This window comes from Streptomyces sp. Da 82-17 (assembly GCF_046098215.1).
Taxonomy (GTDB): Bacteria; Actinomycetota; Actinomycetes; order Streptomycetales; family Streptomycetaceae; genus Streptomyces.
Genome location: NZ_JBJURH010000007.1, coordinates 232684 through 255593, shown reverse-complemented (window position 1 = coordinate 255593; position 22910 = coordinate 232684). Strand labels below are relative to the sequence as shown.

Annotated in this window: 14 protein-coding genes; 4 read left to right on the top strand and 10 right to left on the bottom strand. The window is 72.9% G+C overall.

Annotation, left to right across the window (positions count from 1 at the left end; translation table 11 throughout):
- Nucleotides 1-78 precede the first annotated feature (78 nt).
- Entirely contained in the window at nt 79-570 is a 492-nt protein-coding gene (locus ACIDOF_RS14880) for a pyridoxamine 5'-phosphate oxidase family protein (RefSeq protein ID WP_409006303.1), read from the top strand.
- Nucleotides 571-599: 29 nt separating this feature from the next.
- Here ACIDOF_RS14880 and guaA read toward each other — a convergent pair whose 3' ends face one another.
- Entirely contained in the window at nt 600-2177 is a 1578-nt protein-coding gene (guaA, locus tag ACIDOF_RS14875) for a glutamine-hydrolyzing GMP synthase (protein WP_409006302.1), read from the bottom strand.
- 343 nt (nt 2178-2520) lie between these two features.
- Here guaA and ACIDOF_RS14870 point away from each other — a divergent pair, with 343 nt between their 5' ends.
- Complete coding sequence (locus ACIDOF_RS14870; RefSeq protein ID WP_409006301.1) at nt 2521-2880, top strand: chorismate mutase; 360 nt, start codon at nt 2521-2523, stop codon at nt 2878-2880.
- A 588-nt stretch (nt 2881-3468) separates the two neighbouring features.
- On the opposite strand, the gene ACIDOF_RS14865 is transcribed toward ACIDOF_RS14870, so the two are convergent.
- Nucleotides 3469-4209 (bottom strand): hypothetical protein, encoded by a 741-nt coding sequence (locus ACIDOF_RS14865; protein ID WP_409006300.1) that lies wholly within the window; start codon nt 4207-4209, stop codon nt 3469-3471.
- A 288-nt stretch (nt 4210-4497) separates the two neighbouring features.
- On the opposite strand from ACIDOF_RS14865, the gene ACIDOF_RS14860 reads away from it, so the two are divergent.
- The gene (locus ACIDOF_RS14860; protein ID WP_409006299.1) at nt 4498-5508 is read left to right on the top strand and encodes an LPXTG cell wall anchor domain-containing protein; all 1011 of its coding nucleotides are present in this window, start codon (nt 4498-4500) and stop codon (nt 5506-5508) included.
- A gap of 98 nt (nt 5509-5606) precedes the next feature.
- Here the strand turns inward: ACIDOF_RS14860 and ACIDOF_RS14855 are convergent, their stop codons facing one another.
- From ACIDOF_RS14855 to ACIDOF_RS14825, 7 genes are all read right to left on the bottom strand, one after another.
- Nucleotides 5607-7424, bottom strand: a complete 1818-nt coding sequence (locus ACIDOF_RS14855) for a GMC oxidoreductase (RefSeq protein WP_409006298.1) — start codon at nt 7422-7424, stop codon at nt 5607-5609.
- A 72-nt stretch (nt 7425-7496) separates the two neighbouring features.
- Nucleotides 7497-9146 (bottom strand): succinic semialdehyde dehydrogenase, encoded by a 1650-nt coding sequence (locus tag ACIDOF_RS14850; protein ID WP_409006297.1) that lies wholly within the window; start codon nt 9144-9146, stop codon nt 7497-7499.
- A gap of 136 nt (nt 9147-9282) precedes the next feature.
- Nucleotides 9283-11103, bottom strand: a complete 1821-nt coding sequence (locus tag ACIDOF_RS14845) for a serine/threonine-protein kinase (RefSeq protein WP_409006296.1) — start codon at nt 11101-11103, stop codon at nt 9283-9285.
- Nucleotides 11104-11286: 183 nt separating this feature from the next.
- Nucleotides 11287-12939, bottom strand: coding sequence for a serine/threonine-protein kinase (locus ACIDOF_RS14840; RefSeq protein WP_409006295.1), 1653 nt, complete (start codon nt 12937-12939; stop codon nt 11287-11289).
- Nucleotides 12940-13069: 130 nt separating this feature from the next.
- Complete coding sequence (locus ACIDOF_RS14835) at nt 13070-14659, bottom strand: serine/threonine-protein kinase (protein ID WP_409006433.1); 1590 nt, start codon at nt 14657-14659, stop codon at nt 13070-13072.
- A gap of 279 nt (nt 14660-14938) precedes the next feature.
- Nucleotides 14939-17383: a serine/threonine protein kinase gene (locus tag ACIDOF_RS14830; RefSeq protein ID WP_409006294.1), complete on the bottom strand. Its 2445-nt coding sequence runs from the start codon at nt 17381-17383 to the stop codon at nt 14939-14941.
- Between the two features lie 150 nt (nt 17384-17533).
- Nucleotides 17534-19609 carry a serine/threonine-protein kinase gene (locus ACIDOF_RS14825; RefSeq protein WP_409006293.1) on the bottom strand — a complete coding sequence of 692 codons (2076 nt, stop codon included), beginning with the start codon at nt 19607-19609 and terminating at the stop codon, nt 17534-17536.
- 315 nt (nt 19610-19924) lie between these two features.
- On the opposite strand from ACIDOF_RS14825, the gene ACIDOF_RS14820 reads away from it, so the two are divergent.
- On the top strand, nt 19925-21064 hold the full coding sequence (locus ACIDOF_RS14820; protein ID WP_409006292.1) for a serine hydrolase domain-containing protein: 1140 nt from the start codon (nt 19925-19927) through the stop codon (nt 21062-21064).
- Between the two features lie 37 nt (nt 21065-21101).
- Here ACIDOF_RS14820 and ACIDOF_RS14815 read toward each other — a convergent pair whose 3' ends face one another.
- A complete protein-coding gene (locus ACIDOF_RS14815; protein ID WP_409006291.1) occupies nt 21102-22808 on the bottom strand; it encodes a glycerol-3-phosphate dehydrogenase/oxidase in 1707 nt (568 codons plus the stop codon).
- Nucleotides 22809-22910 lie beyond the last annotated feature (102 nt).

Here is a 22910-nt window from a genome sequence, read left to right as displayed (position 1 = left end):
CTGCGCTGGCGCAGGCGTAAGGCAGAACGGCCGGGATGTCCGACAGAAGGTGTCGGGTATCCCGGCCACACTGGCCGCATGACGCTCACCCCGAACCGCACCTGGGAAGCCTTCGCCACCGCCGAACCCGAGCTCGCCGCGACCGTCGAGGAACGCTTCGGCGCGTTCACCCACCACGTCCTGGCCACGCTCCGCAAGGACGGCTCGCCGCGCACCAGCGGCCTCGAAGTCCGGTTCCTGGACGGCGAGTTGTGGCTCGGCATGATGCCCGGCTCGCTGAAGGCGCACGACCTGCGCCGCGACCCCCGCTTCGCGCTGCAGGCCAACCCGGGCGCGGGCCAGGACATGGGCGGCGGCGACGTACGCGTCGCGGGCCGCGCCGTCGAGGTCCACGAGCCGGAGGACCGCGCCCGCTACACGCGGCAGGTCGAGCCCCCGGACCCGGACGCGTTCCACCTCTTCCGCGCCGAACTGACCGAGGTGGTACGGACGTTCATCGAGGACGAGCGGTATCTGGCCGTACAGATCTGGAAACCCGGAGAGCCCCTCCGTACCGTCAGGCGGACGTGAGGGGCTCTCTGCCGTTCAGGCGGTGGGGGTCACTCCCACTCGATGGTGCCCGGCGGCTTGCTCGTGACGTCGAGGACGACGCGGTTCACATCGGCCACCTCGTTGGTGATCCGGGTGGAGATCCGCGCCAGGACGTCGTACGGCATGCGCGTCCAGTCGGCCGTCATGGCGTCCTCGGACGAGACCGGGCGCAGCACGATCGGGTGGCCGTACGTCCGGCCGTCGCCCTGCACGCCCACCGAGCGGACGTCGGCGAGGAGGACGACCGGGCACTGCCAGATCTCGCTGTCGAGGCCGGCGGCGGTCAGCTCCTCGCGGGCGATGGCGTCGGCCTCGCGCAGCAGGTCGAGCCGGTCCTTGGTGACCTCGCCGACGATGCGGATGCCGAGGCCAGGGCCGGGGAACGGCTGGCGCTGGACGATCTCCTCGGGCAGGCCGAGCTCCTGGCCGACCATCCGGACCTCGTCCTTGAACAGCTTGCGCAGCGGCTCGACGAGCTCGAACTCGATGTCGTCGGGAAGGCCGCCCACGTTGTGGTGGGACTTGATGTTGGCGGTGCCGGTGCCGCCGCCGGACTCGACGACGTCCGGGTAGAGCGTGCCCTGCACGAGGAAGGCGACCTCGGGGCCGTCCTCCTGGAGGATCTCCAGCTGGGCCTGCTCGAAGACGCGGATGAACTCGCGGCCGATGATCTTGCGCTTCTCCTCGGGGTCGCTGACCCCGGCGAGCGCGTTCAGGAACCGCTCGCTCGCGTCGACGACCTTGAGGTTCGCGCCGGTCGCGGCGACGAAGTCCTTCTCGACCTGCTCGGTCTCGCCCTTGCGCATCAGGCCGTGGTCGACGTACACGCAGGTGAGCTGCGAGCCGATGGCCTTCTGCACGAGCGCCGCGGCGACCGCGGAGTCGACGCCGCCGGAGAGGCCGCAGATCGCGCGCTTGTCGCCGACCTGGGCGCGGATCGCCTCGACCTGCTCGTCGATGACGTTGCCCGTGGTCCAGTTCGGCTCGATGCCCGCGCCGCGGTAGAGGAAGTGCTCCAGGACCTGCTGACCGTGCGTGGAGTGCATCACCTCGGGGTGGTACTGCACGCCGTACAGCTTCTTCTCGTCGTTCTCGAAGGCCGCGACCGGCACGACGTCCGTGGACGCCGAGACGGTGAAGCCCTCGGGGGCGGCGGAGCAGGCGTCGCCGTGCGACATCCACACGGACTGCTCGACCGGGGTGCCCTCGAACAGGGTCGAGCCGGCCTTCGAGACGTGCAGCGGCGTGCGGCCGTACTCGCGGGCGCCGTTGTCGTCGACGGTGCCGCCCAGGGTCTGGGCCATCAGCTGGAAGCCGTAGCACATGCCGAAGACGGGGACGCCGGCCTCGAAGAGGGAGCGGTCGAGGCGCGGGGCGCCCTCCGCGTACACCGACGAGGGGCCGCCGGAGAGGATGATCGCCGCGGGCTTCTTGGCGAGCATCTCGGCCACCGGCATGGTGCTCGGGACGATCTCGCTGTAGACCCGGGCCTCCCGCACGCGGCGGGCGATGAGCTGGGCGTACTGCGCACCGAAGTCGACGACCAGGACGGTGTCGGGGGCGGCAGCTGACGAAGGTGAAGACACTGCTGGCACTGCGGGCCTTCCGGCGGTGGGGAGGGGGGCTCTACTTGTCGATTCTAACGGCGCGCGGGAGTGCCTCTTCGTCTCACCATCCGAACCCGGGCCCGGCCCGCCTTGACCGGGTGTGCGTGCGTACGGCAATACTGTCCCCGTGACCCAGCAGACCGCCGCGTACTTCGCGTTTACCTATGGCATCCGGCCCACCGGCTGCCATGGTCGTGCTGCTTGATCCACTGAAGCGACTTCCCAGGCGCCCCGGGCCGACAAGGCTCCGGGGCGTCTGTCGTTTCCGGGGCCTTCTCCCCCGGGGCGCGCCCCCTCGACCACGAGAACCGGAGCCCCGACCATGACGACCCTCACCACCGCCACGACCGCCCCCGCCGTTCCGGCCCCCGCCGCCGCGCAGAACGCCGGACAGAACGCCGGGCAGAACGCCGAGCGGACCGGTGCGCACACCGTGGAGGCCGCCGAGCTGATCGGCAGCGAGCGGGAGCGCATCGACGCGCTCGACGACCGGATCATCGGCCTCGTACGGGAACGCATGGCCGTCTCGGCCGTGATCCAGGAGTCCCGGATCGCGTCGGGCGGCCGGCGCGTGAACCTCTCCCGCGAGATGGAGATCCTCGGCCACTACAGCGACGCCCTCGGCAAGCCCGGCACCGCGCTCGCGATGACGCTCCTCGAACTGTGCCGCGGCCGGGTCTGAGCACACCCCTGGCAGGACCCGCGCGGCGCAACGGCGTTCGGGCGGACCTGAGTTCGGGTGCGACCTCACCCGTACGGCGCGTGACCGGTGCGCGGCGGGCTTCGTTGGTCCCGATGTCCGTGCCAGCCAGGGGCGGGCCCGTAAGAACCACGCGTGGCTCCGCTGGAGCGATGAGACGTACGGATGGTGCCGGCGTCGTGGGACCTCGCTCCAGATGTGACCGGTCGGCAGGGGACAGCAGCCCGGTCACGAGGGAAGATCGGCCGGCTCCGGGGACGCCCGGAGCCGGCCGACGGTCCGACGGCCGTGGCCAGTATTGGCCGAAACGGTTGCGCGGTCCCCGGCTCATCCAGCACGATGCCTCACAGGCGCTCCACCAGGCGCCGAGATCCACAATTGAATTGCCATTGGTCGAGACCACTTGAGCGCCCCCTGTGCGCCGGGTCGCCGACCGGCACCCCGAAACCAGCGGCGCACCCCCCGGCGCCGCCCCACGGCACCGACGCTGCCCTGACGTCGGTGCTGTCAGCGAAGGGCCCCGCAGCTCGCACTCTGCGGGGCCCTTCGTCGTGCGCTCGGCGCCGAGGCTCAGCCCGCGGTCTTCTCCAGCTTGGCGAGCTGCGCGTCCACGACGGCCTTCGGCACCTCGGTCGCGTCATCGCCCTGCATGTTCGCCGTGTAGAAGGTCAGCACGGTCGAGCCGCTGCGGACCACGGTGAACGCGATCGCGCCCGACTCCCCGTCCGACTCCCCGGTCAGCGCGTACGCGACCGACTCGTCGCCCGCCTTCGGGGCCGGCTTGGCCTCGATGCCGCTGTAGCCGGTGTCCGCGGCCTCGAACTTCTCGCAGTCGTCCAGGGCCTCGCGCACGTCGCCGAGGATCTTCTCCGCGTCGGACTGCTCGTGCGCGAACAGCGCCACCGACGACAGCGCGGTGAACTTGGCGTCCATGCCGCCCGCGGCGACCCGGGCCTCGGCCTCCGGCTCGGTGCTGAACGTCACCATCCGCACCAGCGGGTCGCACGGGCCCGCGTCCGGGATCTCCTCCGGCTTCGGGTAGTCCTTCTCCGGGATCTTCTCGAACATCAGGCCCTTGACGTCGTCCCCGGAGAGCAGCGCCTTCTCCAGCTGGGCCGCGGTCAGCGCGGGCGCGCCCTTGTCCTGCGCGCCTTCCGCGCCGCCCTCGCCCCTGCCCTTGCCCTCACCGGACGCCGAGCTGCCGCTGTCCGCCGCGGGCTTGTCGGCCCCCTTGCCGTCGGCCCCGCCCCCGCACGCGGCGGTGAGCCCCAGGACGGCCACGAACGACGCGGCGGCCACCACCCTCGACATACGACTCTTCAACTTTTCCCAGCTTTCGGCTCGTCGGCGGCGATCGAGTTCTCCGCCCGCACACCGTCGACCACTCGGCGACGGCAGACAGATGACCAGCCGAAGGGCCCCCGAGTTGCACGACCCGGACGTGATCCAGGCCACATAAAGATCCTGTGAGTTCGCGTGCAACCATTCCCCCGCTTCACAGGTCATGCATGCGTATCAACGGCCACACCCGCGCCCCACCGCGGAGGCCTCTCCACCTCCGTACCGCACGAGCGGTACGCCGGACTTTCCGAGGTCTTCATGAAGCTTCGCCGTGTCATGGCCACCGCGGCCGCTACGGCAGTCATAGCCCCGCTCGCGCTCCTCTCCGCGCCGGCCGCGTTCGCGACCGACGAGCCCTCCGCCGTCACGGAGACCTCGCCCGGCACCGAGCCGACCGAGACGGCCGAGCCGACCGAGCCGACCGACCCCGAGCCGACCGAGTCGGAGACGACGGCCCCGAGCGAGGAGCCCACCGCGACCACCCCCGGTGAGCCCGAGCCGACCGAGCCGGAGGAGAAGCCGACCGCGACCGCCTCCGAGTCGGCCCCGGAGCCGACCGAGTCGGAGACCGAGGAGCCCACCGACGAGCCGACCGAGCCGTCCGAGTGCGCCGACTCCAAGGTCGACGTCGACATCAAGGGCCTGCCCGGCAAGATCGCCCGCGGCTCCGGCTGGCACAAGTTCAAGATGACGGTCGCGAACAACTCCGACACGACCGTCAAGGACCTCTTCTTCGTCGCCGGTGCGTCCGCCGACAAGGAGGGCGAGAACATCTTCAAGACCCGTCAGGTCGAGCTGCAGGCCCTCAACCCGGAGACGGGCGCCTGGGAGCAGATCGGCACCGACGGCCACACCGCCGGCTTCGTCGGCTGGACGGACTCCCTGGAGCCCGAGTACCAGGTCGACATCCCGCTGCGCCTGAACGTCAAGCAGAGCGCCCCGGTCGGCGTCGGCTTCTCGCTCGGCGGCAGCGTGTACAGCGACGAGGACGCCGAGTGCATCGGCTTCGGCCAGGTCGCGTACAAGTTCCAGATCGTCGGCTCGGGCACCCCGACCGAGGGCACCAAGCCGCAGGAAGGCGGCAAGGTTCCGGTTCCGGCCGAGAAGCCCAGCAAGGACAAGGCCGCCAAGGTCACCGGCAGCCTCGCCGAGACCGGTTCGAGCTCGGCCCTGCCGACCATCGGCATGATCGGCGGCATCACGCTCGTCGCCGGCGCGGGCGTCGTCTTCGCCGTCAAGCGCCGCCGGAGTGAGGGCGCGGTCGCGTAACAGCGCCGAACCCCGCATACGGCAAGGGACCTGCACTCGGAGGGGGGTGCAGGTCCCTTGTCCTTGGTACGTACGCGCCTGCGGGCGGGGTGGTCCGGCTACTTCTTCGGGGGGACCGCCGGTATGTCGAGGAACGGGAGCTTCAGCGCGCCGAAGGCGTCCGCGGGGACCGCCGGGGACTTGGGCTCGACGGCGGCGAGGCGCTCGTACGCGCCGCCCTGGGCCGGGCGTCGGTCCTCCTCGCCCTTGTTCGGCCAGAACGACATGGCGCGCTCGGCCTGCGCGGTGATCGTCAGGGACGGGTTCACGCCGAGGTTCGCGGAGACCGCGGCGCCGTCGACGACGGAGATCCCGGGGTGCCCGTACAGGCGGTGGTACGGGTCGATGACACCGCTCGCCGGGTCCGCGCCGATCGGGCAGCCGCCGAGGAAGTGCGCGGTGAGCGGGGTGCCCATCAACTCGCCGATGTTGGACCCGGCGAAGCCGTTGATCTCCTCGGCAAGCAGCGAGGCCGCCTTCGTCGCCGCCTCGATCTGGTTCGGGTTGGGCGCGCCGTGGCCCTGACGTGCCGTCAACAAGCCCTTGCCGAGGCCCTTTTCCTTGCGGTACGTGGTCAGGGAGTTGTCCAGGGACTGCATGACCAGGCCGATGATGGTCCGCTCCGACCAGCGCCGGTTGGACAGCGAGCGGATCGACTGGATCGGATGCCGGGCCGAGTTGGCGAGCCAGGCCGCCACCCGCCTTGAGCTGTAAGGGACTTGAAGAATCGTCAGGCCGCCCATGGCGTTCGAGCCCTTGCCGTAGCGCACCGGCTCGATGTGGGTGTCGCCGTCCGGGTGGATGGACGACGTGATCGCGACGCCCTTCGTGAAGTCCACCTTGGCGACGCCGTGCCGCTTCTTGTAGCGCCGGTTGTCGGTCAGCGCGCCCACCAGGGCCTCGGAGTTGGTGCGGGTCAGATCGCCGAGCCGGTCCGAGATACGCGGCAGCAGGCCGGTGTCCTTCATGCGGTGCAGCAGCGTCTGCGTGCCGTACGTACCGGCCGCGATGACGACGCGTTCGGCGCGGAACACCCGGCCCTTGCCCTTGCGCTTGTCGTTCGTCGGCAGCGTGGCCACGGCGAAGCCGCCGCGGGAGTCCTCGGTGACCGAGACGACCGAGGTCATCGGGTGGATGGTCGCGCCCGCCTGCTCGGCGAGGTGCAGATAGTTCTCGTTCAGGGTGTTCTTCGCGCCGTGCCGGCAGCCCGTCATGCACTCGCCGCACTCGGTGCAGGCCTTGCGGGACGGGCCCGCGCCGCCGAAGTACGGGTCGGGCACCTCGCCGCCCGGCTCGGCCTTCGCGGCACCGGTGGCGTCCTTGCCGTCGCCGTAGAACACGCCGACCGGCGCCATGTGGAAGGAGTCGCCGACGCCCATCGCCTGGGCCGTCGCCTTCAGGTGGACGTCGGACGGCGTCATCGTCGGGTTGAGCCGCACGCCGAGCATCCGCTGGGCCTGGTCGTAGTACGGCTTCAACTCCTCCTGCCAGTCGGTGATGTCGCGCCACTGCGGGTCGTTGAAGAAGGGCGCGGGCGGCACGTACAGGGTGTTGGCGTAGTTCAGGGAGCCGCCGCCGACGCCCGCGCCGGCGAGCACCATCACGTTGCCGAGCAGATGGATGCGCTGGATGCCGTACAGGCCGAGGGCCGGGGCCCAGAGGTAGTTCTTCAGGTCCCAGGAGCTCTTCGGCAGCTCCTCGCGGGTGAAGCGGCGGCCGGCCTCCAGGACGCCGACGCGGTAGCCCTTCTCGGTCAGGCGCAGCGCGGTGACGCTGCCGCCGAAGCCGGAGCCCACGACGACCACGTCGTAGTCGTAGGGCTCGTCCCGCTCCGCCTGGTTCTGGACAGAGCTCTGGACACACTCGTCCTGTGACACCGGTACCTCCGTAGAAACGTGCGGGTCAGCCGCGGGGCAGACGGGAGATTGAAGACAGGGCCCAGGGGTGGGTCAGCGCAGGCGGAAGGCCTTCATCGCGCGCAGGCTGCGGCTCATGAACGCCGCGTACTTCTCGTCGTCCATGCCGAAGGACGGGGCCATCGGCATGATCCGCTGGGTGGCCACGGTCTGCGCCTCGGTGTACTTGAGGATGCCCTCGGAGCCGTGCCGGCGGCCGAGGCCGGAGTCCTTCATGCCGCCCATCGGCGACTGCACGCTGCCGTACGCCGGGGCGTAGCCCTCGTTGACGTTGACCGTGCCGGTGCGCAGCCGGGCGGCGACGGCGCGGCCACGGCGGCCGTCCTTCGTCCACACCGAGGAATTCAGGCCGTACGACGTGGAGTTGGCGAGCTCGATCGCCTCCTCCTCGTCGCTGAAGCGGTAGATGGAGACGACCGGGCCGAAGGTCTCCTCGTGGCAGACGGCCATCGGGGCCTCGACGCCGTCGAGGATGGTCGGCTCGTAGAAGTACGGGCCGATGTCCGGGCGGGCCTTGCCGCCCGCGACGAGCGTGGCGCCCTTGGCGACGGCCTCCTCGACGTGCCGCTTCACGGTCTCCAGCTGCCGCTCACCGACGAGCGACCCCATGTCGGCGCCGTACGCGAGGGACGTACCGAGGCGCATGGCGCGGGTGCGGGCGGCGAAGCGGGCCACGAACTCGTCGGCGATCGACTCGTGGACGTACAACCGCTCGATGGAGATGCAGAGTTGGCCCGCGGACGAGAAGCAGGCGCGGACGGCGCCGGCGGCGGCCTTGTCGACGTCGGCGTCCTTCAGGACCAGCATGGCGTTCTTGCCGCCGAGTTCGAGCGACACCCCGACGAGGCGGGCGGCGGCGCCCTGGGCGACCTCGCGGCCGGTGCGGGTGGAGCCGGTGAACGAGACGTAGTCGGCGTGCTTGACCAACTCCGGTCCCACGACCGGGCCTTCGCCGAGCACGACCTGGAACACCTCGGCCGGCAGGCCCGCCTCGATCAGCAGGTCGCGGGCCCACAGGGCGGTCAGGCAGGTCTCGGTGTCGGGCTTCATCACGACGGCGTTGCCGGAGACGAACGCGGGCAGGGCGTCGCCGACCGACAGCTCGAACGGGTAGTTCCACGGCGCGATCTGGCCGACGACCCCGCGCGGCACCCGGTTCTCGACGACCTTCGTGAGCGTCGGCACGGCCCCGGTGTGGCTGCGCGGACGCAGGTACGAGGCGGCCTTGCGGCCGTAGTGCCGGGCGGCGACGGCGACGGCCTGCACCTCCTCATGGGCGTGCAGCCGGGCCTTGCCGGTCTCCAGCTGGATCAGGTCGAGGACTTCGGCCTGCCGCTGCAGCACCAGGTCGTGGAAGCGCAGCAGGACCGCGGCGCGCTTGCGGACCGGCGTCGCCTCCCAGGCGCGCTGCGCGGCGCGGGCGGCCTTGAAGGCGAGCTCCACGTCCTCGGGCGTGGACTCCGGCAGGTCCGCCAGCTTCTCGCCGGTGAACGGCGTGTGGTTGGCGGTCCGCCCCGAGCCGACGACGTCACGGGTGAGCTGGGCGACCAGCTCGGGCGTGACCACATCCGCCGCGGTACGCACGCCCGCGGGCGCCGGAGCGATGGGGTTGGTGCCGGTGCCGGTGTCGGTCGTGCCGTGCGTGTCGTTCGTGCCCTGGGCGGGAGCCTGCGAGTCCGTCATGGGCGTGAGCGTACGACCCGCGAAACCTTTTGGGTACCCGTCGGTAACGAGGTTTCACGGAGTACGCACATCGTGCCAGTGGCTGCTGGCAGCAAAGGGGCTGATCAGGGCTGTTGTCGGGGTCGGGCGGGAATTTTCAGAGCTTTTGGATGTCGAGCTTCTCGATCACGGACTTGGCGACCTCACGGCCGCGCTCGGTCAGGTCGCCCTTGCCGGGGTAGTCGATCCGCACGCGGTACATGTCGCCGTTCCTGGCCTTGTAGTAGAAGATCTTCAGCTCGCGCGGCAGCTGCACGTCGCTGCTCGCGGGGGCGTCGGCCGTGTACGTGATGAGGTTCTCGGCGGACTCGCGCTCCTTGTAGGTGGTCTTCTTGACCTTGCTCGTCGGCGCCGGCGCGCCCTCGTCGGACGACTCGTCCACCACGTCGACGGAGTCGCCCTCGGCGTTCTTCTCGTCCTCGTAGGCCGCGCCCGGCGCGGAGCCCGGGATCTCGCCGAGGTTGTCGTCCGCCTTGCGGTCCAGGTCGACCGAGACGTGCAGCGCCGCGCTCGGGTCGCTGAACTCGAAGAGCGTGCCGTCGTCGTTGTTCAGGCTGTCGGCGGGCAGCTTCACGTACGCCGCGGGCAGCGAGACGCTGACGCCGATCGCCTTCAGGTCGTGCGTCTTCCAGTCCTCCTCGTCGGACACGGACCCGGCGAAGGGGTCGGCGACGACGAGGGCGGCCGTGGCGACCGAGGCCAGGACGACGGCCACGCCCGCGAACAGCACCTTGCGGCTGACACGCACACCGTCGACCGGTCCGCGGGCGGTGCCCGAGGGCTGCGTACGGGTCGGCTGCGGCGGGCGGGCGGCCGACTCCAGGAGCCGGCGGATCTCCGCCGCCTGCGGGCGCTGGTTCGGGTCCTTGATGAGGAGCCGGTTGATGGCGTCGGCGAGCGGGCCCTTCGCGGCGTTCGGCGCGGCCGGGGTCGCGTTGATCACCGACTGGAGCGTGGCCGGGGTGTTGTTGCGGCGGAACGGCGAGACGCCCTCCGTCGCCGCGTAGAGCACCACGCCGAGCGACCACAGGTCGGAGGCCGGGCCCGGGCGCTGGCCCAACACCCGCTCGGGCGCGATGAATTCGGGCGAGCCGACGAAGCTGCCGGTGTCCGTCAGGTTGGTCTCGCCCTCGATCTGGGCGATGCCGAAGTCGGTGAGGACGACCCGGTCGTGGCGGCCGAGCATCACGTTGTCCGGCTTCACGTCGCGGTGCAGGACGCCCGCCGCGTGCGCGGCCTCCAGGGCGCCGAGCACCTCCAGGCCGATCCGGGCGGCCTCGCTGCCGCTGAGCGTGCCCTCCTGCAGCACGTCCCCGAGGGAGCGGCCCTGCACGAACTCCATGACGATCCACGGCTGGCCGTCCTCGACCGCCACGTCGTGCACGCTCACCACGGCCGGGTGGTCCAGCTTCGCCGCTGCCCGCGCCTCGCGGCGCATCCGCTCGAAGGCGTTGGCGCGCTCCCGCTCCGGCAGATGGTCCGGAATGCGCGGCTCCTTGACCGCCACCTCACGGTCGACGGTCTCGTCCTTGGCCCGCCACACGGTGCCCATGCCGCCGTGGCCGAGCTTGGAGAGCAGGCGGTAGCGGCCCGCGATCAGCCGCCCGGCGCCCGGGTCGGGCTCCGCCTGCGGCTGGGACTGCGGCGGCTGCGGGGGCTGCTGGGGCGCGACCTGCGTCGGGACGGCGTGCGCCTGCGGCGGCGGAGGCGGGGCCGGCGCGGCCGGGGGCTGCGGCCCGCCGTGCTGCTGCCCGCTGCTCTGCTGCCCGTACGCGGCGGTCTCCTGCTGGGCGTGCTGCTGCTGCGCGTACGGGTCGCCGCCGTACGGGCCCGGGGCGCCCGGCGGGGGCTGCGGCGGCTGCAGGCCGTAGCTCGTCGGGTCGTTCGGTCCGTAGGGCGTTCCCCCGTGGTTGCTCATGGGCCCATCTTTACCGTGGCCCCGGCCCGTCCTTCCACCCGGGAACGGCAGCGGTCACTGACCCGTGACCCGGGCTGCCGGATTGCTTGCTGTACGCGGCATTTGCCCGGCCCTGCCGCGAGGGTTCGGTGCCGCTCTTGTGACGCTTTTCGCACGCCTCGCCCACCCTCCGGGCGACCGCTCTCACCCCGCCGACGAGACCCGTACGAACGTGTCCAGGGCCCGGTCGAGGTGCCGTCGCGCCTCCTGCGTACGGCCGGAAGGGGCCGAGACGGACAGCTCGTACAGCCGGCCCGCCTCCTCCCAGGCGACGTGGACCTCGCGGCGCGCGCCCCAGCCGTCGCCGGGGCCGTCCCAGGTGAACTCCCCGCGCCCGGCGGCCCGTCCGTCGTGCCGAGTCTCCTCCAGCGCGGCCGCGCGGAAGCCGGGGTGCGTGCGCGGGCCCCGCTCGTGCGCCTCGCGGAGCGCGGCGAGCGGGCCGCCCGGCACGGGGTCGGACTGCCGTACGCCGATCCGGAAGGCCCCGCCCGGCGAGCCGTAGAAGACCGACGGCGGCTCGGCCTCGCGCACATACCCCTCCGGGACGGCGAGGGCGAAGCCCGCCGGGTCGCGCACCTGGTGGTAGCCGGCGGGCGCGGAACCCGTGGCGGTCGGCACCCGGGTGACGGTGACCGTCGGCGTGGGCGTCGGCGACCCGGAGGGGTGCGTGCCGGCCGTGTCCGAGGCGGGCGGCGGCCGGTCGTCGCCCCGGTCCGCGTTCCCGCGCAGCAGCAGCGCGGCCGCGGCGGCGCCCGCGCCCGCGACGACCGCGACGAGCACCCCCGCGAGCAGCGCGGCCCGCGCGCGCGGCAGCCTGCGCGCGGGCGCGGGGCCGGAGCCGCCGACGGCGCCCGGTGTGCGCCGCGCGCCCGGCAGCACCTTGACCGCGGTGCGCAGCGGCGCGAGCGCGGGCGGCAGCCCCCCGAGCGCGCCCCGGCGCTCCGGCGCGTACGGGACGACGCCGGTCTGCACATACGCCCGAAGGAGCCGTTCCGCCTCGGCCGCGTCGATCCGCCGCTCCGGGTCGCGCTCCAGCAGCCCGCGTACGACCGGCAGGAGCGGGCCTGCGACGCCCGGCAGGTCGAGCTCGTCCATCAGGACCGCGGCGACGATGCCGCCCAGCGTGTCGCGGTGGAACGGCGAGCGGCCGGTGAGCGCGGCGCAGAGCAGCACGCCCAGGGACCACAGGTCGCACTCGGGTCCGGCCGCGCCGCCCGACATCCGCTCCGGCGCCGTGTACTCGGGCGAGCCGACGAACGAGCCGTGCTCGGTGAGCGTCGAGGCCCCGGCGACCTGCGCGATGCCGAAGTCGGTGAGCACGACGCGGCCGGACTCGGCCTCCATCAGGACGTTGCCCGGCTTGAGGTCGCGGTGCAGCACGCCCCCGCTGTGCGCCGCGCGCAGCGCGCCGAGCAGCGCGAGGCAGAGCCGCGCCGCCTCCTCGGTGCCGAGCGGCCCGTCCCCGTCGAGCCGGTCGGCGAGCGAGCCGCCCTCGATCAGTTCCATCACGATGTACGGCCGGCCGTCCTGGACGAGGACGTCGTACACGACGATCACATGCGGGTGGTGGATCTGCGCTATCGTCCGCGCCTCGCGCAGCGTCCGCTCGCGCAGCTGCCGCGCCTCGTCGAAGGAGAGCGAGGGGTCGAGCACGACCTCCTTGACGGCGACCTGCCGGGCGAGCAGCTCGTCCGTGGCACGCCAGACAACCCCCATGCCGCCCCGGCCCAGTTGCTCCCCCAACCGGTAACGGCCCGCTATCAAGCGGCTGTTGCCCCGCTCGCTCGCGCTCGCCATGACTTCATCATGCCGCACACCCGTACGGTCAACCCCTCACGTCACGACGGACCGTCGCCGAGGCTATGGGTGTCGGCCACTGTGGTTATGGGTCCAGGTCACGCCCGTACGCGGGAGCCGGGGGCGGGGGCTACGGCTGCCAGCCGCGCAGCACGTGCTCGAACTGCTCGCGCGTACGGTCCCAGTCGGCGGCGGGGCCCGCCATGTAGATCGCGTACTCGGTGCCGTCCTCCGCGATGTACAGCTGGTCGATCGCCCGCCGCTCGCCCTTGCCCACGCCGTCGGTCTCGGTCCAGCTGAACTCCCAGATCGCGCCCGGCCGTCCACGGAACGTGTTGGACTCCAGCTGCACCCGCTCGTACGTGGGCAGCCGGCCCATGCCCTGCTTCTCCATGGCTTTGGCGTGGACGTACGAATTCTCCTCCGGCGGCACCTCGTTGACGCCGATGCGCAGCAGGTGGCGGCCGTTGTCCGGGGTGTAGTCGATCTGGTCGCCGAAGGTGCGGCGCTTGAAGTCCGGGGGCAGCAGCAGGCTGAACCCGGCGACGTCGTCCTTGATCCGCACCCAGTCCTTCGGCACGGCGCCCTCGGTGCGCTCCTCGGCGCCACTGCCCTGCGTGCCGCCCTGCGGTCCGCCCCGGTCGGCGAACTCCAGGATGCCGAAGGCCGCGCCGGCGCCGACGAGTCCGGCGGCCACGACCACGGCCAGCGCGTTGCGCCAACGCCGCCGGGGGCGCTGCGGGGCCTGCGGTTCGGCCGTCCCCGTGGGGGTGGTCGGGCCAAGTGGGGTGTGGGAGACGTGCGTTGGGGCCGGGGGGAGGTCGGCGAGCGGGGCGGGCGCGGGCGGGGTGGGGTACTGCGGGGCGGCCGCCGCCTGGGGTGGCGTGGGCGTCGCGGGCGGCGCGCCGAGGCCCTGCGGAACCTCGTACCGCCGCGTCCTGCCCATCTCCTCCGCCACCGAGGCGCTACGGCCCTCCGCCACCTCCGTCAGGAGCCGTTCGGCCAGGTCCGCGTCGGGGCGGACCTCCGGGTCCTTGTTCAGGAGCGCCGCGATGACCGGGGCGAGCGGACCGGCGTGCTCCGGCGTGCCCGGCTCGTCCACGACCACGGCCTGCATGGTGGCCAGCGGCGAGTGCCGCCGGAACGGCGAGTACCCCTCGACCGCCGCGAACAGCAGCGCGCCGACCGCCCACAGGTCGGCGGCCGGGCCGGGGTCGGCGCCGCGCACCCGCTCGGGCGCCAGATAGTCGAGGGAGCCGACGAGTTCACCGGTCTTCGTGATCGTCGAGTCGCCCTCGATGGCCGCGATGCCGAAGTCGGTGAGCAGCACCCGGCCGTCCGCGGCGAGCAGCACATTGGCCGGTTTCACATCCCTGTGGAGCACGCCCGCCGCGTGCGCCGCGCGCAGCGCGCGCACCACCCACGCCCCGATCCGCGCGGCCTCGACCGGCGGGATCCGGGTCCGGTCGCGCAGCGCGTCCGCGAGGGAGCCGCCGTCCACCAGCTCCATGACGATCCAGGGGCGCTCGTCGTACTCGATGACGTCGTGCACCGTCACGACCGCCGAGTGGTTGATCCGCGCGGCGGCCCGCGCCTCCTTCTGCGTACGGGCGAGGAGCACGGCCCGGTCGGCCTCGGAGACGTAGAGCGCGGCCGTCAACTCCTTGACGGCGACGGTGCGGTGGAGCACTTCGTCGTGGGCGCGCCACACCTTGCCCATGCCGCCGCGCCCGAGGCACTCGGCGAGCCGGTAGCGCCCCGCGAGTATGCCGCCCTGTGCCGTGCCTTCGGTCTGATCCACGTTCCCCCGCCCGTCCTTCTCCCCGGCCCAGCGTAAGGAACGAGCCGCGCCGTCCGGAAGGCGGTGGGGCGTTACGGGGCCGCGTGGCGGGGCGACCGACCGCCGCGGGTCCGGTTTCGCCTCACTTGCCCGGGCGGAACAGCGGGCGCACGCGGTCGTTCGGCGGGCGGTACGCGGCCGTTCGGCGGGCGGGCGCGCTCACTTGCCCGGCCGGTACGAGGCGACCGCCTGCTCGTGCAGCCGCGTCACCTCGTCCCGCTCGGACTCGGGGCCCTTGACGAGCACCACGTGGTACCGCCCGTCGATCAGCAGCGCCGCGTTCCGCACGTACACCTCGGCGCCGTCGTCGTCCGTCCACGTGAACTGGCCCTCGGCGCGCACCTGTCCACCGACGTCGACGCGGCGCATGCCCGTGGACGTCGCCCACGTCGAGTCCCGGAAGGGCTGCAGCTCGGCCTCGCGCTCCCGCTGGTAGTAGAGCGGGTCGCTGCTGGCGCCGGTGGCCTTGTCCCGGCCGGGGACGACGAGCAGCTCGAACTTCCCGTCCGCGTACGTCACTTGGCCGCGCCCCGTCACACCCACGCGCTGCCAGCCCTTGGCCACGGCCACCCGGAAGCCCGCCCGGTCCTTGCGCAGCGCGAAACCCTCGGGCACGTCGGGACCCGAGGCCTGCGGGTCGGGCCGCTGCGAGGTCGGCGACTCCTCGTTGCCGTCGCCGGGGCCGCCCTGCCCGCCGCCGGAACCGGGCTCGGCGGGCGCCGAACTGGCCGTCCCCGCCTGCCCGTCGGCGCCGTCGCCCGCCCCTTCGCCGCCGGCCGGCTCGGCCTTCGGCATGAACAGCACGGCGTACGCGACCGCCGCGACGAGCCCGAGCAGGATCAGCGCGAGCAGCACCCGGCCGAGGCGGCGCGGAGCGCCCGACTGCTGCGACCGCGCGCTCCTGCTCGGCTTCGCGTACGCGCCGCGCGCCTTGGCCGACGGGTAGTGCTCCTGCAGGTCCGCCGAGGCGAGCGCGGCCCGGCTCGCGGACGCGGGGGCGGGTGCTGCTGTGGGGCGCGCGTTCCGCTTGTGCTTGCTCTTGTGCGCGCCCTTGTGCCGGTTCTTGCGCTGCCCCGCCTTGCGCTTGCGCACGAGCTCGCCCCTGCGGCGTACGACGGGGAGCTTGGTGTGGTCGAAGGGCGGGGCCTGCACCACGTTCTGCCCGGCCTCGGGCTCCGGCGCGGACCGGACGAGCGAGCGCAGCCAGCCGCGCAGCTCCTCGAACTCCGGCCGCTCGGTGGGGTCCTGGCGCAGCAGCGACTCGACGACCGGCCGCAGCGGCCCGCAGTCCTCGGCGAACGCGGGCGGCTCCCCGCACACCAGCTGCACCAGCTCGTACGCGCTGTCCTCCGGGTACGGGGCGTGCCCCTGCACCGCGCGGAACAGCAGCGCGCCGAGCGCCCACAGGTCGGTGGCGGGGCCGACCGGCGCCGCCAGCTGCCAGTTCTCGTGCACCGCCCCGGCCTGCTCGGGCGCCCAGCGCTCGGTGACCGGCCCGACGACGGTCATCCGCGCCTGCCGCGCCCGCTCGGCGGCCAGGGGCGTGGCGGGGCCCTTGCGGGGGGCGGGCGGCTTGTCCCAACTGGGCGTGCTGTTCGTGGAGTTGGGCTGCGGCTGGGGCTGGGGTTCCGACGGCTGCTCGTTCCCCGACGGCTGCGCGGGAAGGCTTCCCCGCCCCGGCTGGGGCCGCCCGGCGACTCCGTACGGGTCGACTATGCGGCCGGGCGGGGTGGCGGGTTCCGCGGCCTCGGCCCCCCGGCCGTCCGTCAGGCGCGCCGCCGCCCCCGCGCGCGTGCCCGCGCGGTACGCGGCGATCGCCCCGGCGCGTGCGGCGCGGGCATCGGGAGCGTCCGGAGCGCCGGGGGCGTCGGGTGCCGCGGGGCCGGAGCCGTCGGCCTCCCGGCGCTGACCCGGAACGTCCGGTGCGGGCCCGCCCTCGACGCTCTCCGCCGGCACGCCCTCCGTGCCCTCTTCCTCCGGCACCGGGTCGTACCCGCACAGCGCCTCCTCGGCGGCGCCCGCCGCGAGCCCGGTGAGCATGACGCGGCCGTTGTCGCAGACCAGGACCGTGCGCATGGTGATGTTGCGGTGCGCCCAGCCGTGCGCGTGCAGCGCGCGCAGCGCGGTCAGCACCTCGGAGGCGACCTCCGCCGCGCGGTACGGCGACAGCGGCCGCTCCGTCACCAGCGCGGCCAGCGGCAGCGCCGAGACGAGCTCGCTGACGATCCACAGCGAACCGTCCTCCGCGAACACGTCGAAGACCTGGTCCAGGCGCGGGTGGTCGGGGATCCGCGCCGCCGCCTGCGCCGCCTCGATCGCCCGCCGCACGGCAGGATCGGCGGGCCTGCGCGTGGCCCTTCCCGGCCCATGCCCCTCGTACCCGCCGTGCTCGTCGTACGCGCCGTGGCCGCCGTACGCGTCCTCGCGCCGGGTCTCGTCGACCACTTCCGCGTCGACCGTCTCCGGCAACGGCACCTGCCGGACCAGGACTTCCTGCCCGCTGTACGTGTCGAAGGCGCGGGTCTCGGCGAACTCGTACGCATCCGAGGGCGGCAGCGGCAGGCGGTAGCGGCCGGCAAGCACCCGGCCCGCATAGTCGTCCACGTCGCCTCCCCGTCAGCGCGCGCAACTCAACGCCCTTGCGCCGACCGCCATATCGCTCCCCGAACCTTCACGATACGTGGCCCCGGCCCGCCGTGCCGCCGGGTCTCGGCATCCGAAGTCCGGCCGTGTCCTGAAGCGTCCGGGACGCCGTCAGTCCTTCGGCGCGAACGTCTTGAACGCCGTCTCGCGCAGGGTCTTGCACTCCTTGTCGTTCCAGGCGTCGGCCTTGCACGTGATCATGATCGAGTAGCCGCGCGAGGCGTCGACCTTGAAGCCGCGGTTGAGGACCCGCACGCGCTGCCCCTGCTGGTCGCGCTCGAACTCCCAGTCGGCGACGGTCGGGTAGCCGTTGAACTCGACCTCCGCGATGCGGATGTGCCGGTAGTTCGGCATGCTTCCGCTCACGGCCGACCTGAGCTGCCGCCACGCCTTGGCCGCGTCGTCGCCGGGGCTGCGGTTGAAGTCGACCTGGACGCGCGGGAATCCGCCGTTCTCGCTGAATATGGCGCCGGAGTTCTGCCCGGCCGTGCCGGTGCGACGGAAGTCCTCGGGCATCGCCATGTCGAACATGAACTGGCCGTTGGACACCTTCGCGTACCCGGCCGGAATCCCGCCCTCCGCGGGGTCCTCGCCGCCCTCTTCCTTGCCCTTGTCCTTGTCCTCGCCCTGGTCCTTGCCCTGGCCGCCGGCGCCGTCGCCGGTCTTGCCGTCGTTCGCGTCCGGGTCCGGCTTCGGGTCGGCGGACTTGTCCTGCCCGTCCTTGCCCTGGTCGCCCGCGGCGCCGGCCGAGGCGGACGCCTGGCCCTTCCCGCCCGGCGTCTCGTCACCGCTGAACGCCACGGCGAACACCGTGCCGAGCACGGCGAGCGCGACCACCACCGCAAGGACGAGCAGCGTCCGCTTCGGCACCACGTCGGTGAGGGAGGCACGGGTGGACGCGAGCCCGCCCCCGCCGCCCGGGGCCGCGCCGGAGCCCTTGCCGGCGGAGGCTCCGGCCGCCCCCGAACCGGCAGCTCCGGTCCCGGCCACCCCGGTTCCGGCGACTCCGGTCCCGGTGACTCCGGTTCCGGCCGCGCCCTTCGCCCCCGCCGCGCTGTCCGCCCCGGCCTCGGCCTTGGCTCCGCCCCCGGCCGAACCGGCCGACCCCGCACCGGAGTTGGCGACCCCACTCGCCCCCGTACCGGCCTTCGTTCCCGTACCGGCCTTCGCGCTCGCCGCCGCGGCCGACGCCGCCGCCGCGTTGCGCACCGACCGCAGCGCGCCGCGCAGCCGCTCCGCCGCCGCCTCGCCGCGCCGGGCGCCGCTCTGCTCGGGCAGCTCCGGCAGCGGCACGACACGGGTCGCGGCCACCGGGTCGTCGGCCTGCGGCGCCAGGTCGTCGTCGGGCGCGTGGATCACGTCGTTGAGGAGGGCCCGCGCGCCGGTGTCGTCGAGCCGCAGGTCCGGGTCCTTCTCGAGGAGGCCGTAGATGACCTTCTCCAGGCGGCCCGCGTTGCGCGGCGGTTCGAGCGCCTCCGTCATCACCGCGGTGAGCGTCGCGATCGCCGAGCCCTTGTCGTACGGCGGAACGCCCTCCACCGCCGCGTACAGCAGACCGCCGAGCGACCACAGGTCCGCCGCCGGGCCGGGCTTGTGGCCACGGGCCCGCTCCGGCGAGATGTACGACGGCGCGCCCACGAGCATGCCGGTCGACGTGATCGACGGGTCGCCCTCGACCTGCGCGATGCCGAAGTCCGTCAGGACCACCCGGCCGTCGTCCTTCGCGATCAGCACGTTGGACGGCTTCACGTCGCGGTGCAGGATGCCCTCGCGGTGCGCGGCACGCAGCACGTCGAGCACGGCGAGGCCGACCTCGGCGGCGCGGCGCGGCGTCAGATGGCCGTCCTGGCGCACCACTTCGGCGAGGGAACTGCCCTCGATCAGCTCCATCACGATCCAGGGGCGGTCGTCCTCGTTGACCACGTCGTAGACCGTGACGGCGCCGTTGTTGCGGATCCGGGCGATCGCCTTGGCCTCGCGCAGCGTGCGCGTGATCAGCCGGCGCTTCTCGTCCTCGTCGATGGCCGAGGGGAAACGCAGCTCCTTGACGGCGACCGTGCGGCCGAGCGTCTCGTCGACCGCGCGCCAGACCGTGCCCATGCCGCCGCGACCGAGCATCTCCCCCAGCCGGTACCGGCCGGCGAGGAGGCGCCCCTCGTTCTCCTGCGGCTGCTCAGCCTCCGACATGCGTCCCCTCTGCAATCAACCCGCCCTGGCAGAGCGTCCATTGTCTCTCATGCCCGGGGTGGGGGAAGGCCCGGGTCCAGGCCATGATGGCCCTGCACGGATCGAGGGACCGACATGACCGACAAACACTCCCCACACACCCCTCACAACTCGCCCACCCCGGCCCCGCACGAGCCCCACGCCACGCGCACGGCCCCCGGGCGAGCCCGACGCCTGCCCCGAAACTCCCCTGAGGACCCCCGCCACACCCCTGAGGACGCCCGCCGACCTGCACGCGCCCGCCGCCCCCGACTCCGGCTCGCCGCAACGGGAGTTGTGGCCCTGGCCGTGGCCGCCGCCGTCGCCCTGGCCCCCGGCAACGGCCCTCTCCCCTCCGGCCGAGACACCCTCCCGCCCGGCCGAGGCACCCTCGCTCCCCCGACCACCCCCGGCCTCGCCGCCCTCCCCGCGCTCGCCGACCGCACGCACACCCCGGGAGCCGCGGCCCTCTCCCAACTCACCACCCCCGCACACACCGCGAAGCGCTACGAGTCCACCGGAACCGCCGACACCGCCACCAATCGCCCCATCCACCGCACGGACCGCTTCCGCGTCGGCAGCATCACGAAGTCCTTCACCGCCGTGGTCGTCCTCCAGCTCGCCGCCGAGGGCAGGCTGTCCCTGGACGACACCGTCGAGCACCACCTCCCCGGCCTCGTACGCGGCCACGGCAACGACGGACGCGAGCTCACTCTGCGTCAACTCCTGCGTCACACCAGCGGCTTGTTCGCCTACACGGACGCCCCCGGCACCCGCACCACCGAACTGGACCGCCGCTACACCCCCACCGCCCTGCTCCGCACCGCCCTCGCCCACCGCCCCCTCTTCGCCCCCGGCACCGACTGGTCGTACTCCAACACCAACTACACGGTCCTCGGCCTCGTCATAGAGCAGGTCACCGGCCGCGGCTACGCCGAGGAGGCCCGGCGCCGGATCATCGACCCGCTGCGCCTGACCGGCACCTCCTTCCCCGGCACCCGGCACCGCCTGCCCGCCCCGCACGGCCGCGCCTACTCCGGAACTCCCGCCTCCCCCGAGGACGTCACCGAGCTCGACCCCTCCGGCGCGGGCGCCGCCGGCGAGGCCATCAGCACCCTCGACGACCTCAACCGCTTCTACCGCGCCCTCCTCACCGGCCGCCTCCTGCCCGCACCCCAGCTCGCCGCGATGCGCAGCACCCGCGCGTCCGACGGCGCCTACGGCATGGGCCTGATGCCGACCGAGCTGTCCTGCACCACGGTCTGGGGCCACAACGGCCGCATACGCGGTTCGTACGCCGCCACCGCCGCGACCGCCGACGGCCGCCACGTCCTCACGTACCGCCTCAACTCCGACTGGTCCACGGCCCGCAAGCCCGAACGGACGCTCCTGGAGCGCGAGTTCTGCTCCACCGACCGCACGGCGGGGCGGACCTGAAGGCTCGGCGGACCTGAGGCCCGGCGGACCTGAAGGCTCACAGCGGCACGATGTCCGGCGCCCCCAGCCGTGCCGCGTCGGCCGTCAGGTCGTCCGGCTGGAGCTGCGACTCCCGCTCCGCCTCGACCCGCTTCTCGTAGTGCTCGACCTCTCTGTCGATCTGGTCCGCGTCCCAGCCCAGCACCTTCGCCATCAGCTCGGCCGCCTCCCGCGCACTGCGCGTACCGCGGTCGAACGTCTCGATGGAGATGCGCGTACGCCGTGTCAGCACGTCGTCCAGATGCCGGGCGCCCTCGTGCGAAGCCGCGTACACGATCTCCGCCCGCAGGTAGTCGTCCGCGTACTGCAGAGGTTCGCCGAGGGACGGGTCGTCGGCGATCAGGTCGAGCAGTTCCTCCGTCAGCGCTCCGTACCGGTTCAACAGGTGCTCCACGCGGACCACATGGAGCCCCGTCCGCGCGGCGATCCGGGCCCGGGCGTTCCACAACGCCTTGTACCCCTCCGCGCCGATCAGCGGGATGTCCTCCGTGACGCACTCCGCGACCCGCTGGTCCAGGCCGTGCACCGCCTCGTCGACCGCGTCCTTCGCCATCACCCGGTACGTGGTGTATTTGCCGCCGGCCACGACCACGAGCCCGGGCACCGGGTGGGCGACCGTGTGCTCCCGGGACAGCTTGCTGGTGGCGTCCGACTCCCCCGCGAGCAACGGCCTGAGCCCCGCGTAGACGCCCTGCACGTCGTCCCTCGTGAGGGGCACGGCCAGGACCGAGTTCACATGCTCCAGGAGATAGTCGATGTCCGCGCTGGACGCGGCCGGATGCGCCTTGTCGAGGTCCCAGTCGGTGTCGGTCGTCCCGATGATCCAGTGCCGGCCCCACGGGATCACGAACAGCACGGACTTCTCCGTACGCAGGATCAGCCCCGTCGTCGAATTGATCCGGTCCTTGGGGACGACCAGGTGAATGCCCTTGGACGCGCGGACGTGGAACTGGCCGCGCTCGCCGACCATGGCCTGGGTGTCGTCCGTCCAGACTCCGGTGGCGTTGACGATCTGACGGGCCCTGATCTCGTACTCCCCGCCCGCCTCGACGTCCTCCACGCGCGCGCCCACGACGCGTTCGCCCTCGCGCAGGAAGCCCGTGACCCGGGCCCGGTTGGCGACCTTCGCGCCGTACGCCGCGGCGGTGCGGACCATCATCGCCACGTACCGCGCGTCGTCCATCTGCGCGTCGTAGTACTGCATCGCGCCGACCAGGGCGTCCTTCTGCAGACAGGGCGCGACCCGCAGGGCGTGGCGGCGGCTGAGGTGGCGGTGCATCGGCAGGCCGCGGCCGTGTCCGCGCGACATCGACATGGCGTCGTAGAGCGCGACGCCCGATCCGGCGTACAGCCGCTCCCAGCCCTTGTGCTGCAGCGGATAGAGGAACGGGACGGGCTTCACGAGGTGCGGCGCGATGCGTTCGAGCAGCAGGCCGCGCTCCTTCAGCGCCTCCCGCACCAGCGCGAAGTCGAGCATCTCCAGATAGCGCAGGCCGCCGTGGATGAGCTTGCTCGACCGGCTCGACGTGCCCGACGCCCAGTCACGGGCCTCGACCAGGCCCGTGGACAGGCCGCGCGTGACGGAGTCGAGCGCGGTGCCGGCGCCGACCACGCCCGCACCGACCACAAGCACGTCGAGTTCCCGTTCGGCCATGGCCGCGAGTGCTTCCGCGCGCTCGGCCGGTCCCAGTGTCGCTGTCCTCACTGCTGCCTCCCGTCGCCCCCGTGTGGTCGGGCTCACAACGTCGATTCTGTCCGCAGTCACGGACTTCAGCCACCGCCTGTGGACAACACTCCGAAGTCCGTC